The following is a 15,785-nucleotide window of genomic DNA, read 5'->3' as shown; positions in this document are numbered from 1 at the left end:
GGCCTGTGCCCGGCAGAGGTCAGACGCGCACCGGCTCCCGCTCGGCGCCCGCGTCCCGCTCGGCCGCCGTGCGCAGGCCCTCGCCCTCCACGTCGACGTTGGGCAGCGCGCGGTCCAGCCACTTCGGCAGCCACCACGCCTTCTTGCCGAGCAGCGCGAGGACCGCGGGCACCAGCGCCATGCGGACCACGAACGCGTCGAAGAAGACGGCGATCGCGAGGCCGAAGCCGATCATCTTCACCATCTGCTCGCTGGAGCCGATGAACCCCGCGAACACCGCGATCATGATGACGGCCGCCGCCGAGACCACCCGCGCCCCGTGCCGGAAACCGGTCACGACCGCCTGGGCCGGGCGCTCCCCGTGGACGTACGCCTCCCGCATCCGCGTCACGAGGAACACCTCGTAGTCCATCGCGAGGCCGAAGACGACGCCCACCATGAAGATCGGCATCATCGACATGATCGGGCCGGTCTGCTCGACGCCGAAGAGCGAGCCGAGCCAGCCCCACTGGAAGACCGCGACGACCGCGCCGAGGGCCGCGAGGACCGAGAGCAGGAAGCCGAGGGCCGCCTTGAGCGGGACCAGGACCGAGCGGAAGACGACGATCAGGAGCAGGAAGGCGAGACCCACGACCAGCGCCAGGTAGGGCAGCAGCGCGTCGTTGAGCTTCTGGGAGACGTCGATGTTCATGGCCGTGGTGCCGGTGACCATGATCTCGGCGCCGGAGTCGGACTTGATCTGCGCGCCGGTGTCGCGGATCGAGTGGACCAGGTCCTCGGTCTCGATGCCGCTGGGCTTGGAGGACGGCACGACGCTGATGATCGCGGTGTCCTTGGCCTTGTTGTACATCGGCTGGGCGACGGCCAGGACGTCGTCGAGCTTGGAGATCGTCTTCTTGATCTCACCGGCGGCCGCCTCGGGGTTCTCGGCGCCCGTCAGGTCGCCGACGACCATCAGCGGCCCGTTGAAGCCGGGGCCGAAGCCCTCCGAGACCAGGTCGTACGCCTTGCGCTGGGTCGTGGACGTCGGCTGCGCGCCGTCGTCCGGCAGGCCGAGCTCCAGCTGCGAGACCGGGACGGCCGCGGCGCCGAGGCCCACGATGCCGACGAGCAGCACGGCGATCGGGCGGCGGACCACGAAGCGGGCCCAGCGGGTGCCCATGTTCTCCTTCGGCTCGCCGGAGCCGCCCGCTGCCTTCTTCTTGCCGCCGCCGAACAGCCTGCTCTTCTCGCCCATGGGAAGGACGCGCCTGCCCGCGTAGCCGAGCAGCGCGGGGATGAGCGTGAGGGCGATGAGGACGGCGATGACGACCGTGCCGGCAGCGGCGAAGCCCATCTTGGTGAGCATCGGGATGTTGACGACGGCGAGGCCGACCAGCGCGATGACCACGGTGAGTCCGGCGAAGACGACCGCCGAGCCCGCGGTGCCGACGGCCCGGCCCGCCGCCTCCTCGCGGTCGCGTCCTTCGGCGAGTTCGCCGCGGAAGCGCGAGACGATGAAGAGCGCGTAGTCGATGCCGACCGCGAGGCCGATCATCATGGCGAGCGTCGAGGTGGTGGTGCCGAGGTCCAGCGCGTCGGCGAGCGCGGTGATCGAGGAGACGCCGATGCCCACGCCGATCAGCGCGGTGATCAGCGGCAGTCCCGCGGCGATCAGCGAGCCGAACGTGATGATGAGGACGACCGCCGCGACCGCGATGCCGATGATCTCGGTGGAGCCGGTCTCGGGCATGGCCTGAAGCGCGTCGCCGCCGACCTCGACCGTGAGCCCCGACTCGCGCGCGTCGTCGGTGGTCTTCTCCAGCGCGTCACGGTCGTCGTCGGTCAGCTCCATCGAGGTGACCTTGTACGAGACCGCGGAGTAGGCCGTAGAGCCGTCCTTGCTGACCGTCTTGGTCGCGAAGGGGCTGTCGGCGCGGGCCACCTGGTCCGAGCCCGACTTGATGGCCGCGAGGGTCTTCTCGATCTCGGCCTTGTTGGCCTTGTCGGTGACCTTCTCGCCGTCCGGCGCCTTGAAGACGACACGGGCGCTCGCCCCGTCCGCGCTGGCCTCGGGGGCCCGCTTCTCCAGCAGGTCGAAGGCCTTCTGGGCCTCCGTGCCCGGTATGGAGAAGCTGCTGGAGGCGGCCGTGGGCGCCGACGCCGCGCCGACTCCGGCGAGCGTCAGGAGCGCCACCCATATGAGGGCGACGAAGTGGCGTCGCCGGAAGGCGAGTTTGCCGAGTTTGTAGAGGAAAGTGGCCACGAGGGCGTACTCCCGGTCAGGTCGTGTGTCCGGATGTGGGCAGGGGAAATCAGCCCGACGACGTGAGCGGTGCGTGACGTCAGGTGCAGGGGGTGGGGAGGGTCAGATGCCGAGGGCGGGGAGGATCACGGCATCGATGTACGAGGCGAGGAAGTCGCGGTCGACCGGGCGGTCCTCGATGAGGTCCCGGGCCACGAACGCGCCGACCATCATGTGGACGGCGAACTTCAGCGCCGGATTGTCCGCGGCGATCTCACCGCGGTCCACGGCTCTGCGCAACAGGTCGTTGAGGCCGGTGAGCTCCGGCTCGATGAGCAGGTTCCGCAGCGCCTGGTGGAGTTCGGGGTTGTCGTGCACGGCATGGAAGAGGCCCCGCATCAGCGCGGCGTCCTTCTCCATCTGGCAGTCGTCCGAGCGGGCCACCATCTCGTACAGGTCGCCGCGGAGCGAACCCGTGTCGATGCCCGCGAGGGACGTCGGCTTGTTGTGCCGCAGCGCCTTGGCGACGAGCTCCGGCTTGCTCCCCCACTGGCGGTAGAGGGTGGCCTTGCTGGAGCGGGTGCGGGCGGCCACGGCGTCCATGGTGAGCGCGTCGTAGCCGACCTCGCGGAGCAGGTCGAGCACGGCCTCGTACAGCTCGGCCTCGCGCTCCGGGGTGATCCTGCTGCGTCGCGCCGGTGTCGCCTCGGTCATGGTCTCCACCTCCTCCGGGTGCCCGGGTCGCTTCGTACGAAACTGTTTCGTACGCCAAGACGGTACGGCTGACTCTACGCCCCCCGCCTAACGAAACGAAACGGTTTCGTACGTGTGCTGCATCACGCGCACGCCACACCGCACCACACGCCGCACACCCGCCACATCTCTCGTCCGGCAGAAGTTGCCGCGGCCCCCGGAGCGGAAAAGCATGGACAGGTGACCGACGCGCGCGACGATGCCCAGGACGCCCACCCCGACCAGGCCTACCTGCGTTTCCCGCACCTCAGCGGCGACCGCCTCTGTTTCGCCGCCGAGGACGATCTGTGGGTGGCCCCCCTCACCCCCGCGGGCACCCCCGCCGACCGGGCCTGGCGGCTCACCGTCGACCGGACCAAGGTGAGCCACCCCCGCTTCTCACCGGACGGCCGCCACATCGCGTACACGACGTGGCGCAGCCTCGACCCGGAGATCCACCTGGCGCCGGTGGGCGGCGGGCCCTCGCGCCGCCTGACCTACTGGGGCAGCACCGACACCCGGGTCTGCGGCTGGTCCCCCGACGGCGACATCCTCGCCGTCTCCTCGCACGGCGAGCCCTTCTCGCACCTGTGCTGGGCCTACAGCGTGCCCCTCGACGGCTCCCCCGGCGGCAAGCTGCCCTGGGGCCCGGTCTGGGACATCGCGATCACCGATTCGCTCGCCGACAGCGACTGCGACCGCAAGACGCTGCTCCTGACCGGCAAGCCGCCGCACGAACCCGCCGCCTGGAAGCGGTACCGGGGCGGCGCGACGGGCCGCCTGTGGGTGCACGGCGAGCAGATCCTCGCCGACCTCGACGGGCACCTCGACTCGCCCATGTTCGTCTCCGGGCGCATCGCCTTCCTCTCCGACCACGAAGGCATCGGCAACCTCTACTCGTGCCTGCCCGACGGCTCCGACCTGCGGCGCCACACCGACCACGACGCCTTCTACGCCCGGCACGCGGCCAGCGACGGCACCCGCGTCGTCTACCAGTGCGCGGGCGACATCTGGCTGGTCGACGACCTCGCGGCGGACTCCGTGCCGCGCCGCCTCGACGTGCGGCTCGGCGGGCCGCGCGCCGGCCGGCGGATCTACCAGGTGCCCGCCGCCCAGCACCTCGACGCGCTCTCCGTGGACGCGACGGGCCGGGCGAGCGCCGTCGTCGTCCGCGGCTCCCTCTACTGGCTCACCCACCGGGACGGCCCGGCCCGCACCATCACCGACACCCCGGGCGTGCGGGTCCGCCTCCCCGAGATGCTCGGCACCGGCGGACAGGTCGCCTACGTCACGGACGCTGAGGGCGAGGACGCCGTCGAGATCGCCTACCTGCCGCGGGCCAGCGGCGCCCGCGAGCCGCGCAGGCTGGCGAGCGGGCGGCTCGGACGCGTCCAGGAGATGGTCGCCGACCGCGACGGGGAGCGCCTCGCCATCGCCTCGAACGACGGCCGGCTGCTCCTCGTCGACGCCTCCGAGGACGCGGAGGGATCGGACGGCGAGGTCACCGAGCTGATCCGGTCCGTCAACGGACCCGTCCGCGACCTCGCCTTCTCCCCCGACGGCTGCTGGCTGACCTGGTCGCACCCCGGCATCGGCCGCTCCCTGCGCCAGATCAAGCTGGCCCGCATCGCCGGGCCCGGGGACCGCACCGTCGTCGACGTCACCAACGGCCGCTTCGAGGACGAGAACCCCGTCTTCACCCGTGACGGCCGCTATCTCGCCTTCCTCTCCTGGCGCGGTTTCGACCCCGTCTACGACGTGCACACCGGCGACCTGTCCTTCCCCCTCGGCTGCCGCCCCTACCTCGTACCGCTCTCCTCCGCGACCCCGTCCCCCTTCGCGCTGCTGCCCGACGGGCGCCCGGTGGCGGGCGGCCTCGACCCGGCCGACGGCACCGGGGGCGACGGCACCACGACGGTGGAGGTCGAGGGGCTCGCCGCCCGGGTCACGCCGTTCCCGGTCGCCGCGTCGAAGTACTCGGCGCTGCATCCCGTCAGCGGCGGCGGCCTGGTCTGGCTGCGCTGGCCGATCTCGGGCGCGCTCGGCGAGACCTTCGTCAACCCGGCCGACACCTCGGGCCGCCCCACCCTCGAATACTTCAACATCGCCAAGGCCAAGAAGTCCCAGCTCGTCGACCACCTCGACTGGTTCGCGCTGAGCGGCGACGGCTCCCGGCTCGTGGTCGTCGACGACGGCGACCTGAGCGCCGTGCCCTCCACCGAGACGGGCGACGCCGACACCACCGTCTGGATCGACCTGCGCCGCATCCTGCACGAGGTCGACCCGGCCGCCGAGTGGCGCCAGGCCTACGAGGAGGCGGGCCGGATCATCCGCGCCTACTTCTGGGACCCGGGGATGTCCGGCATCGACTGGGACGGGGTGCTCGCGCAGTACCGGCCGCTCGTCGAACGGGTCGCGTCCCCCGACGAGTTCGCCGACCTGCTCCGCGAGGTCCTCGGCGAGCTGGGCACCTCGCACGCGTACGTCTCCGCCGCCCGCCGCAACGAGGGCCCGCCGCACTACCAGCGCGCCATGGGCCTGCTCGGCGCCAACCTCGTGCACCGGGACGGCGGCTGGACGGTCAAGCGGATCCTGCCCGGCGAGTCCTCCGACTCCAAGGCGCGCTCGCCGCTCGCCGGGTCCGGCATCAGGGAAGGCGCGGTCCTCACCCACATCGACGGCCGCCCGGTCGACCCGGTCACCGGCCCCTTCCCTCTCCTCGCGGCAGCAGGCGGCACGACCGTCGAGCTCACCTTCGAACCCGCGGAGGGCGAGGGCCCGCCCCGCCGGGTCGCGATCGTCCCCCTCATCGACGAACGGCCCCTGCGCTACCAGGACTGGGTGGCCAAACGCCGGGAAGTCGTGCGGGAGTTGAGCGGCGGCAAGTGCGGCTATCTGCACATCCCCGACATGGGCGGCTCCGGCTGGGCCCAGTTCAACCGTGACCTGCGCATGGAGATGTCCCGGCCCGCCCTGATCGTGGACGTGCGCGGCAACGCGGGCGGCCACATCAGCGAACTCGTCGTGGAGAAGCTGACACGCAAGATCCTCGGCTGGGACCTGACCCGGAACGCCCAGCCGGTGTCGTACGCGTCCAACGCGCCCCGCGGCCCGGTGGTGGCCCTCGCGGACGAGGCGACGTCCTCGGACGGCGACATGATCACCGCGGCCTTCAAGCTGCTCGGGCTCGGCCCGGTCGTCGGGCAGCGGACCTGGGGCGGCGTGGTCGGCATGACCGGGCGGCACGCGCTCGGCGACGGCACGGTGATCACGGTGCCGATGAACGCGGGCTGGTTCGACGCGTACGGGTGGGGCGTGGAGAACCACGGCGTGCCGCCGGACCTCGACGTCCTGCGGACGCCGCTGGACTGGGCGGAGGGGCGGCACGCCCAACTCGACGACGCGGTACGGCTCGCGCTGGAGCTCCTGGAGCGGAATCCGGCGGTCGCGCCCCCCGACTACTCGGACGTGCCCGACCGCAGCCGGCCGCCCCTGCCGCCCCGGCCGTGAGCCGCCCCGCATGATCGAAATGCGAGGTATGCCGACCCGTGCAACTCTGGTCGAGGCCCCGTCCCCCTCACCCAGAAACGGGAGAAACGCATGGGCATCAAGGACCAGTTCCAGGACAAGGCTCAGGACCTCGCCAACAAGGCCAAGGGCTCCATGGGCGACAAGAGCGACGAGGCGCGCGACCGCGCCTCGCAGGCCCAGGACGAGGCGAGTGAGCGCTCCTCGCAGGCCCAGGAGTCGGCCCAGGAGCAGCGGGACAGGTTCGACCGCGACTACGACGTCTGACGTCGGCGTACGCGTCTGACGTCACACTCGTGCGAAGAGGCCCCCGGGACGCCGGGGGCCTCTTGCCGTGCTTGCGGTGCTTGCCGTGCTTGCCGCGCGGGGACGTCAACTCCCGGCGCGCGCCGCCTCGTCCGCCGAGCCGCCCGCCCCGACCAGACCGGTCGACACGCTGCCGAGCCGCGGCTCGAAGCGCCGCATCTCGCGCTGGCCGACCGTCCCGATGAGCGCGGGCAGATAGCCGCGGACGCCCTGCATGCCCCGCAGCCACCACTGCGCGTACACGTGGCTGGAGCGCCGCTCGATGCCCGCCACGATCCGGTCCACCGCCGGACCCAGCGGATACGTCTTGTTGGACGGCCACGGCAGCCGCTGCCGCAACTCCCGCATCACCTCGTCCTGGTCGGCGCCCCGCACCATGTCCGTGTCGGTCCAGGACAGATAGCCGACGCCCACCTTGACGCCCTTGTAGCCGACCTCGGCCCGCAGCGCGTGCGCGTACGCCTCGACGCCCGACTTGGACGCGCAGTACGCCGTCATCATCGGCGCCGGGGTGATCGCGGCGAGCGAGGCGATCTGGAGCAGGTAGCCGCGGCTCTCCATCAGGACGGGCAGGAAGGCCCGGCCCGTCACCGCGCTGCCGATGAGGTTGACCTCGATGACGCGCCGCCACGAGTCGGGGTCGGACTCCAGGAAGGGCCCGCCACCGGCCACGCCCGCGTTGGCGACGACGATGTCGACCTTGCCGAAGTGCTCCTTGACCTCCTGCGCGACCCGCGCCATCGCCGCGTGGTCGGTGACGTCCGCATGCCAGTGCGCGGACTCGGTGTGCAGCCGCTCCGACACCTGCTTCAGCTCGTCCGGCTCCAGGCCGACGAGCGCGACCCGCGCGCCGCGCGCCGACAGCTTGCGCGCGAGCAGCTCACCGACCCCGCGCGCCGCCCCCGTGACGACCGCGACCTGTCCCTCCAGGCTGACCCTGCTCATGCGCCCTCCTTGACCTGTACGTACGTGGTGACGAGCTCCCGGATCCGTCCCGTGACGGCCTCCGGCGCCTCGATGGGCGTCATGTGTCCGACCCCGGTCAGCTCGGTGATCCCCAAGCTGTCGGGCAGCGCGGCCGCGATCCGCCGCGCGTGCACGACGGGCGTGAGCCGGTCGGCCGCTCCGGCGATGACGGCGGTCGGCACCCGCAGGGCGCCGACCTCCGCGTCCAGTTCGAGCGCGTCCAGCACGTGCGACCATCCGAAGCGCACCGCTCGCGGGCAGGCGTGCACGATCCGCGCGCACGCCTCGACCTTCTCCGGCGCCGCGCCGGGGCCCATCGTCGCGTACTTGAGTACGCGCTTGGCCAGCGGTGTCACGGGGCCGAGCGGCGCCCGCGAGCCGAGCACCGACCGGGTGATCCGGGTCCGTACGCGGCCGGCCCGCAGCAGGGGCACCACCAGCGATTCCGCGACGAGGGACGAGCTTCCGGTGCTGCACAGCAGGACGGCCGCGGCGTGCTCGCGGAAACCCTCCCGGCCGCCCGCCGCCATGATCGTCATGCCGCCCATCGAGTGCCCGGCGACGACGGCCTTCTCGCCCGGCGCGAGCGTCGCGGCCAGGACCGCTTCGAGGTCGTCGGCGAGCGCCCGTGTGCTGTACCCGTCGGGACCCTCGGGCGCGGCGCTGCGCCCGTGCCCCCGCTGGTCGTAGGCGATGACACGGTGACCGTCGCTCAGGTCGCGTATCTGCGCGGCCCAGAAGGCGGTCGAGCAGGTCCAGCCGTGGGCGAGCACCACGGCGGGCGCCCCCTCGGGGCCGTGCACCTCGACGTGGAGGCGGGCTCCGTCGGCGGAGACGGCGGTCAGTTCGTTCGGCGTGTTCACGTCCCGGCCTCGACCTTCTCCGTCCCGGACGTCTCCGCCGCGGGGGAGTCGGGCACCGCCCGCAGCGCCCTCGGCTCCCGCAGCACCTCGTACTCGGAGAGGTCGACCCGGCGCGTCGCCGCCCGGAACTCGGTGGTGGTACCGGGCCAGACCGTCGTGTTGACGCCGTTCTCGTCGAGGTACCAGCTGTTGCAGCCACCGGTGTTCCACACGGTGCGCTTCATCCGCGCCTGCACCCGCTCGTTCCAGGCGGTCACGGCGGCGGGCCGCGCGGCGAGGGCGGCACGGCCTCCGAGCACGTCGAGCTGGCGAAGGTAGTCCGCCATGTAGTTCAGCTGGGACTCGATCATCAGGATCATGGAGGAGTTCCCGAGCCCGGTGTTCGGGCCGATGATCGTCATCCAGTTGGGGAAGCCGGCGGCGGTCGCGCCGCGCAGCGCGTTCATGCCGCCCTTCCAGCTCTCCATGAGCGTCTGGCCCTCGTCGCCCACGACGCGCTCGGCGATCGGCATGTCCGTGACGTGGAAGCCGGTGCCGAAGATGATCGCGTCGACCTCGGCCTCCGTGCCGTCCGCGGCGACGACGGTGTTGCCGCGCACCTCGGCCAGACCGCTGGCGACGACGTCAACATTGGGCCTGGCGAGCGCCGGGTAGTAGGTGTTGGAGAGCAGGATGCGCTTGCAGCCTATGCGGTACGTCGGGGTCAGCTTGGCCCGCAGCGCGGGGTCCTTGATGGCCCGGTACATGTTGCGCTTGGCGAGCCGCTCCACCATGCCGAGCTCGTTGGGCCGCTTGGTGAACGCCTGGACCTGCAACTCCCTGATGCCCCACAGGAGACCGCGGCGGGCCTGCGTGGTGAACGGCAGTTGCTTGTGCAGCCAGCGCTCGGCGCCGGTGATGGCCCGGTCCGCGCGCGGCATCACCCACGGGGGCGTGCGCTGGAAGAGCGTGAGCCTGCCGACCTTCTTCTGTATCTCGGGCACGATCTGGATGGCGGAGGCGCCGGTTCCGATCATGGCGACGCGCTTGCCGCTCAGGTCGTAGTCGTGGTCCCAGCGGGCGGAGTGGAAGACCTTGCCGGGGAAGGTGTCGATGCCGGGGATGTCGGGGGTCTTGGGGTCGGAGAGCGGCCCGGTGGCAGAGACGACGACGTCGGCGCTGTAGGTGCCGTTGCTGGTCTCGATCACCCAGCGCAGCCGGTCGGCGTCCCAGGTCATCAGCTTCACCTCGGTGTCGAGGCGGATGTGCGGGCGGAGCCGGAAGGTGTCGGCGACGTGCTCCAGGTACTCCTGGATGTGCTCCTGGCCGGAGAAGGTGCGCGGCCAGTCCGGGTTGGGCGCGAAGGAGAACGAGTACAGGTGCGAGGGGACGTCGCAGGCGCAGCCCGGGTAGCTGTTGTCGCGCCACGTGCCGCCCACCGCGCCGGCCCGCTCCAGGACGACGAAGTCGGTGATGCCTTCGCGGCGCAGCCGTACGGCCGCGCCGAGGCCCCCGAACCCGGAACCGATCACCGCCACTCGTACGTGCTCGTGCTCTGCCATTCCGCCGCCTCCCACAAACTCGCGAACCGTGCCAGTGGCTACTGGCGCAATTGGAGAGTAGGGCAGTTCCGTACTCATGGGTAGGGGTCAAGCACAGGTCGACTGGCCCGGCCCCGTCAGGGGCGCGGGGAACTGCGCGACCAACCACCGACAACCCGCACGCACGCACAGGCCGAGCCCCATATCAGGGGCGCGGGGAACTGCGCGATCAGCCACCGACAACCCGCACCCGCAAGGCAACCCCCCCTCGGCAGACGCGACCGCGCCCCTGCCCGGGGGGGGCTGAGCGCACAGTTCCCCCCGCCCCCGCCGGGGCACGGCATAGGCTTCCCCCGTGGCAGAGGCACAAGAAAAAGACCGCGCACCCCGCGAATACCGCATGGCGGAACTGGCCGAAGCGGCCGGCATCACCGTGCGCACCGTCCGCTTCTACCGCGAGCGCGGCCTCATCCCGCCACCGCGCCGCGAGGGCCGCATCGCCTGGTACGACGAGCACCACCTGGCCAGACTCCGCACCATCGCCGCCCTCCTGGAGCGCGGCCACACCCTCAACGGCATCGCCGAGCTCGCCGACGCCTTCGAGAAGGGCCGCGACGTCGGCGAGCTCCTGGGCCTCGGCGCGCCGACCGAGGAGCAGCCGGTCCGCCTCACCCCCGAGGAGCTGGCCGACCACTTCGCGGGCGAGGTCACACCGGAGAACCTCGTCGCCGCCCTGGACCTCGGCTATCTCGGCACCGACGGCGACGAGCTGGTCCACATCAGCCGCCGCCTGCTCGACGCCTCGTCCACTCTGGTACGCAAGGGAGTTCCCCTCGCCGCCGTCCTGGAGGCGGGCCAGCGCGTCCGCGAACACGCCGACGCCCTCGCGGAGTTGTTCATCACGGTCATGCGCACCCACACGCCCGACACGGCGGAGGTCGACATCGAGCAGCTGCGCCCGCTCGCCAAGAGCGTGGTGGAGGCCGAGCTCTCCATGGCCCTGGACCGCCGCCTCAAGCAGCCCTGACCGACTCCGGCCTCAGCGGGGCAGCCACCAACGCGCCTTGTAGATACCGCCGTTGACGAGCTTGTAGCTGCTCGCGGGCCGGTGCACGCTCACCGTCGTGGTCCACCACGTCTCGTCGAGCCCGCTCTCCGGCACGGTGCTCACGACCTGCCCGGTGCGCGGGTCGTCGCCGACCGCCTTGACGGACTTGCGGGAGATGTCCTGCGCCCCGACGAAGTCCCGCAGGAAGGCGCCGCTGTCCGGCTCGTACTGGAACACGGCCGCGTTGGTCGTCACCCACAGCCGCCCCGGCCGCCCCGCCACGGGGAAGAGGTCGTGCCCGCCGGGCGTCCGCCCCGGCGTCCCCACCGGCAGGCCCACCGCGTACGTCCGCGTCAGCGTGGGCCGCCCGGCCGTGCCGCCCACCGCGTACGACACCAGCTCGTCGTCGCCAATGGCCCACAGCACCTCGCGCGCACCGTCCCAGTGCAGCCCGTGCGCGCCCTTGAGCGTCGCCTGCGCGTACCGCGTGGCCCGGGGCCCCCGCGACGCCGCGTACAGCCGCACCAGCGCGCCCGTGCTGCACGCGACGGCCACATTGCCGTCGGGCAGGATCTCGGCACTGTGCGGGTTGAACAGGTCGTCGCCGGGGCCGAGCGCCGCGCCCCAGTACCGCCGGCCCGTCGGGTGCTCGACGACGGCCACGAAGCCGAACGACGCCGTCGTCAGGACGTACGTGCGCCGCCGGTGCACCCGCACCTTCGCCTCGCACGGATACACCCAGCTCTCGTCCGGCCGCAGGTCCTTGTAGCGCGGGTCGCCGAGCGGCGAGAACTGCCAGCGCACGACGGACGGATCGGCGGCCGGGTCCCAGACGCGGCGCCCCGGGTCGAGCACGAGGAGGCGCCTGCTCGCCTGCTCGGTCAGCAGGACGGGCGGCGTACCGGCGGGCACCCCGCCACCGCCGCCCGTCGCGTACGCCCCCGCGGCGGGCAGCGCCGCCGCGATCCCGGCGCCCGCCGCGCCCAGCACGACGGCACGTCTCGATGGCATGGCCGGCATGAAGTCCCCCCGGAACCTCGGCAGTTGGTCATGTACGCGACCGCAATCTGCCACGCCGGACGGGCCCGGGACAGTCTTCCGCCGGACTTTGTGCCCGTGTCCCGCCGCCGACCACTCCTATGGCCCCGGGAGGGCGGCCTACAGCCCCCGGAAGGACGGCCTACAGGTCGTAGACCACCGTCACGGGCGCGTGGTCGCTCCACCGCTCGGCGTGGGTCGCGGCCCGCTCCACGTACGCCTTCACCGCGCGCTCGGCGAGCCCGGCCGTCGCGACGTGGTAGTCGATGCGCCAGCCCGTGTCGTTGTCGAAGGCGCGCCCGCGGTAGGACCACCACGAGTAGGGGCCCTCGACGCCCGGGTGCTGGGCCCGCACCACGTCCACGTACTCCGCGAAGACCTCGTCCATCCAGGCGCGCTCCTCGGGCAGGAACCCGGAATTCTTCTTGTTGCCCTTCCAGTTCTTGAGGTCGGCCTCCCGGTGGGCGATGTTCCAGTCGCCGCAGACCACGACGTGCCGCCCCTCGGCGGCGGCCCGCGCCTTGAGCTCCTTCAGATGGTCGAGGAACTCCTTCATGAACCGGACCTTCTCGTCCTGCCGCTCGGTGCCGACCTCGCCGGAGGGCAGATACAGGCTGGCCACCGTGACACCCGGCAGATCGGCCTCCACATAGCGGCCGCTGCCGTCGAACTCCGCCGACCCGAAACCGACCCGCACCCGGTCCGGCTCACGGCGCGTGTACAGCGAGACGCCGGCGCGCCCCTTGGCGGCCGCGGGCGCGTGCACGACGTGCCAGCCCTCGGGGGCCCGCACCTCGTCCGGCAGCTGATGCGCCTCGGCGCGCACCTCTTGGAGGCAGAGCACGTCGGCCGAGGTCCCAGCGAGCCACTCCACGAAGCCCTTCTTGGCGGCGGCGCGCAGGCCGTTCACATTCACGCTGGTCACAGTGAGCATCCCGGCACGATACCGGCACACTGGACGACACCAGTCCCATCCACTACGCATAGAAGTACGATGGAGCGCATGTCTATCCACGCCCGTGACGCCGCCGCCCCCATACCCGCCGAGCCTCGCGAAACCGCCGCCCGCATACCCACCCAGCCCAGTAACACCACCGCCACCACCGCCGCCGTCGAGCTGCGCACCGTCACCTTCGCGCACCCCGACGCCGTCCGCCTGAACGACCGCGTCCAGCTCGAATACGCCGAGCGCTACGGCGACGACGGCGACCTCACCCCCCTCGACCCCTCCATGTTCGAGCCCCCACGCGGCCTCTACCTCATCGCGTACGCCGCCGACGGCACCGCGCTGGCCACCGGCGGCTGGCGCGGCATGGACCGGAACGAGGAGAACTACCAGGACGGCGACGCCGAGCTGAAGCGCATGTACGTCACCCCCGAAGCCCGGGGCCTCGGCCTCGCCCGCCGCATCCTCGCGGCCCTGGAGGCCGACGCGAAGGCGGCGGGCCGCACCCGCATGGTCCTGGAGACGGGCACCAAGCAGCCGGAGGCGATAGCCCTCTACACCTCCAGCGGCTACACGCCCGCCCCGGAGAAGTTCGGCTACTACCGCTTCGAGGACCTGAGCCGCTGCTACGCGAAGCCCCTGTAGCCCCTCCCACAGGGGAACCCCGTCCGCCGATGGCTACGCCACCGCCGACCGGAGGTCGAACTCGGCCAGCGCGCCACCCCCGGCCGGATTACTGAACCGCAGCCCCGCCCCCAGGACCCGCGCCTGCCCCTGCGCGATCGTCAGCCCGAGCCCGAGCCCCACCCCCTTCTCCCCGCTCCCGCTCCGGAACCGCTGCGGCCCGCCGGACAGCAGGGACTCCGGAAATCCGCTCCCGGAGTCCCGCACCCGCACCAGCCCGCCGTCGACCTCCACCACCACCGGCACCGCCCCGTGCCGCAACGCGTTGCTGACGAGGTTGGCGACCACCCGCTCCACCCGCCGCGGGTCCGTCATCACCTGCACGTCCCGTACGACGTCCACCGTCATGCCCGCCGCCCCCGCGGCCCCGGCGGCGGCCGACCTGCGCACCAGCGCCCCCAGGTCGCATGCCTCGGCGGCGACCGTCTCCCCCGCCCCGTCGAGCCGCGCCACCTCGATGACGTCGTCGACCAGTTCCCGCAGCCGCCCCGCGGACTCCCGCACCAGTTCGGACGGGCGCCCCGGCGGCAGCAGCCCGGCCGCCGTGACCATGCCCGCCACCGGCGTGCGCAGCTCGTGCGCGATGTTCGCCGTCACCTCGCGCTCCGCCTGCAACCGCGCGGCGAGCGCGTCGGCCATCGTGTTCACGGCGGCCGCGAGCTGGGTGATCTCGTCCTTGCCGCGCAGCGGCAGGCGCGCCGTCAGATCCCCGTCGGCGATGCGCCGCGCGGCCCCGGCCTTCGCCTTGAGGCGCCGCCCGAGCCGCGTGGCCACGAGCAGCCCCGCCACACAGGCGAGCGCCGTCCCGATACCGCCGGAGATCCACAGCACCCGGTCCAGGTCCCGTACGGTCTCCGCCTCCCTGTCGTACGGGCGCTTCAGCGCGACGACCTCGTCGCCGTACTTGCTCGCCGCCCACAGCTGCGGCACCCGCCCGCTCCGGTCCAGATAGACGCCCCACCGGCCCTTCGCCACGGCCCCGGCGAGCGGCCCCGGCAGATCGGCGGGGTCGATGAGGGTGCGGTCCCCGTCGATCCCCGCCGCGTGGTCCTGCACGGCGGTCCGCAGCCGGTCCCCGATCTGAGTGCGCGCGCCCGCGTACTGCGCCTCGACGGTGCGGTGGTGCACGAGGAGCCCCATCACGGCGGCCACCACGGCCGCGGTGGCCGCGATGGCGAGACCGATCTTGGCGCGCAGCCCCGTGCCGATGCTCATCCGCACGCCCTCAGAGCTCCGGGGCCGACAGCCGGATGCCCTGGAACTGCACGTTCACCGCCGCGGCGGGCAGCTCCTCCGGCTTCGTCGGCTCGACGGAGGCCCGCCGGTAGTACGCCACGCCCTCCGGCCGCTCCAGACCGCTGAGCGTCAGCGTCGCGTCGTACGGTCCGGCACGGCACCCGGGCCGGCACCACGGGCCGCCGAGCTTCCCGGTGGCCTTCGCGGTCGGCCCGCCCCAGTCCCGCCAACTCAACTCCGCGACCACGACGGACTCGGTGAGCTGCACCTCGGCCGGCTGCTGGAGCGGCCGCCCCGACACGTCGGCCACATAGACGCGCCCCGCCACCCTCGTGGGCCGCAGCGCGGGCCCCTCCACCCGCAGCCCTCGCGGCTCGGCGCAGCCGCCCACGAGCACGGCGGCCAGAAAAGTGCCGCAGATCACGGCAACCCGCAAAGGGGACAACATGCAGCAAATGTATCCACCGTCGGGCAAACCGCACGGAGCCCACACGCGGAGCGCGGCCTCTCGGACCGCAACGCAAAGATCCCGCCCAGTTCGATGAACTGGACGGGATCTCATGTGCAGTGGACCTGTGGGGATTTGAACCCCAGACCCCCTCGATGCGAACGAGGTGCGCTACCAGACTGCGCCACAGGCCCTTGCAACGAGTGAAACTCTAGCATCCCGATCGGGGTGCTTGGAAATCCGTTC

The 15,785-nt window shown here is 72.2% G+C and carries 13 protein-coding genes and 1 tRNA gene; 4 read left to right on the top strand and 10 right to left on the bottom strand.

The window, feature by feature from the left end; genetic code table 11:
• Nucleotides 1-19 precede the first annotated feature (19 nt).
• On the bottom strand, nucleotides 20-2,245 hold the full coding sequence (locus ACZ4Z4_RS13960) for an MMPL family transporter (RefSeq protein ID WP_468326611.1): 2,226 nt from the start codon (nucleotides 2,243-2,245) through the stop codon (nucleotides 20-22).
• Between the two features lie 102 nt (nucleotides 2,246-2,347).
• Nucleotides 2,348-2,938, bottom strand: a complete 591-nt coding sequence (locus ACZ4Z4_RS13955; protein WP_468326609.1) for a TetR/AcrR family transcriptional regulator — start codon at nucleotides 2,936-2,938, stop codon at nucleotides 2,348-2,350.
• Between the two features lie 219 nt (nucleotides 2,939-3,157).
• Between ACZ4Z4_RS13955 and ACZ4Z4_RS13950 the strand changes: the two genes are divergently transcribed.
• On the top strand, nucleotides 3,158-6,466 hold the full coding sequence (locus ACZ4Z4_RS13950; RefSeq protein ID WP_468326607.1) for a S41 family peptidase: 3,309 nt from the start codon (nucleotides 3,158-3,160) through the stop codon (nucleotides 6,464-6,466).
• A 90-nt stretch (nucleotides 6,467-6,556) separates the two neighbouring features.
• Nucleotides 6,557-6,751, top strand: a complete 195-nt coding sequence (locus tag ACZ4Z4_RS13945) for a hypothetical protein (protein WP_468326605.1) — start codon at nucleotides 6,557-6,559, stop codon at nucleotides 6,749-6,751.
• Between the two features lie 105 nt (nucleotides 6,752-6,856).
• Here the strand turns inward: ACZ4Z4_RS13945 and ACZ4Z4_RS13940 are convergent, their stop codons facing one another.
• The 3 genes from ACZ4Z4_RS13940 to ACZ4Z4_RS13930 are packed head-to-tail and all read right to left on the bottom strand — an operon-like array spanning nucleotide 6,857 to nucleotide 10,160.
• Entirely contained in the window at nucleotides 6,857-7,735 is an 879-nt protein-coding gene (locus ACZ4Z4_RS13940; RefSeq protein ID WP_468326603.1) for an SDR family oxidoreductase, read from the bottom strand.
• Entirely contained in the window at nucleotides 7,732-8,619 is an 888-nt protein-coding gene (locus ACZ4Z4_RS13935) for an alpha/beta fold hydrolase (RefSeq protein ID WP_468326601.1), read from the bottom strand. Before ACZ4Z4_RS13935 ends, ACZ4Z4_RS13940 begins: the two co-directional genes overlap by 4 nt.
• Entirely contained in the window at nucleotides 8,616-10,160 is a 1,545-nt protein-coding gene (locus tag ACZ4Z4_RS13930; RefSeq protein WP_468326599.1) for a flavin-containing monooxygenase, read from the bottom strand. The genes ACZ4Z4_RS13935 and ACZ4Z4_RS13930 overlap by 4 nt, the downstream gene beginning before the upstream one ends.
• Before the next feature lie 379 nt (nucleotides 10,161-10,539).
• Here ACZ4Z4_RS13930 and ACZ4Z4_RS13925 point away from each other — a divergent pair, with 379 nt between their 5' ends.
• On the top strand, nucleotides 10,540-11,166 hold the full coding sequence (locus ACZ4Z4_RS13925; protein ID WP_468326887.1) for a MerR family transcriptional regulator: 627 nt from the start codon (nucleotides 10,540-10,542) through the stop codon (nucleotides 11,164-11,166).
• A gap of 12 nt (nucleotides 11,167-11,178) precedes the next feature.
• On the opposite strand, the gene ACZ4Z4_RS13920 is transcribed toward ACZ4Z4_RS13925, so the two are convergent.
• A complete protein-coding gene (locus ACZ4Z4_RS13920) occupies nucleotides 11,179-12,198 on the bottom strand; it encodes a DUF6528 family protein (protein ID WP_468326597.1) in 1,020 nt (339 codons plus the stop codon).
• A 169-nt stretch (nucleotides 12,199-12,367) separates the two neighbouring features.
• The gene (locus tag ACZ4Z4_RS13915; RefSeq protein ID WP_468326595.1) at nucleotides 12,368-13,159 is read right to left on the bottom strand and encodes an exodeoxyribonuclease III; all 792 of its coding nucleotides are present in this window, start codon (nucleotides 13,157-13,159) and stop codon (nucleotides 12,368-12,370) included.
• A 69-nt stretch (nucleotides 13,160-13,228) separates the two neighbouring features.
• On the opposite strand from ACZ4Z4_RS13915, the gene ACZ4Z4_RS13910 reads away from it, so the two are divergent.
• On the top strand, nucleotides 13,229-13,816 hold the full coding sequence (locus ACZ4Z4_RS13910) for a GNAT family N-acetyltransferase (RefSeq protein WP_468326593.1): 588 nt from the start codon (nucleotides 13,229-13,231) through the stop codon (nucleotides 13,814-13,816).
• A gap of 33 nt (nucleotides 13,817-13,849) precedes the next feature.
• On the opposite strand, the gene ACZ4Z4_RS13905 is transcribed toward ACZ4Z4_RS13910, so the two are convergent.
• From ACZ4Z4_RS13905 to ACZ4Z4_RS13895, 3 genes are all read right to left on the bottom strand, one after another.
• Nucleotides 13,850-15,070, bottom strand: coding sequence for a sensor histidine kinase (locus ACZ4Z4_RS13905; protein WP_468326591.1), 1,221 nt, complete (start codon nucleotides 15,068-15,070; stop codon nucleotides 13,850-13,852).
• A 10-nt stretch (nucleotides 15,071-15,080) separates the two neighbouring features.
• The gene (locus tag ACZ4Z4_RS13900; RefSeq protein ID WP_468326589.1) at nucleotides 15,081-15,539 is read right to left on the bottom strand and encodes a hypothetical protein; all 459 of its coding nucleotides are present in this window, start codon (nucleotides 15,537-15,539) and stop codon (nucleotides 15,081-15,083) included.
• A 120-nt stretch (nucleotides 15,540-15,659) separates the two neighbouring features.
• A tRNA-Ala gene (locus ACZ4Z4_RS13895) sits at nucleotides 15,660-15,733 on the bottom strand.
• Nucleotides 15,734-15,785: the final 52 nt, after the last annotated feature.

It is taken from the genome of Streptomyces sp. NPDC030245, assembly GCF_055572995.1.
The sequence above is the reverse complement of the archived record's forward strand: the minus strand, read 5'-3'. Positions and strand labels throughout refer to the sequence as shown.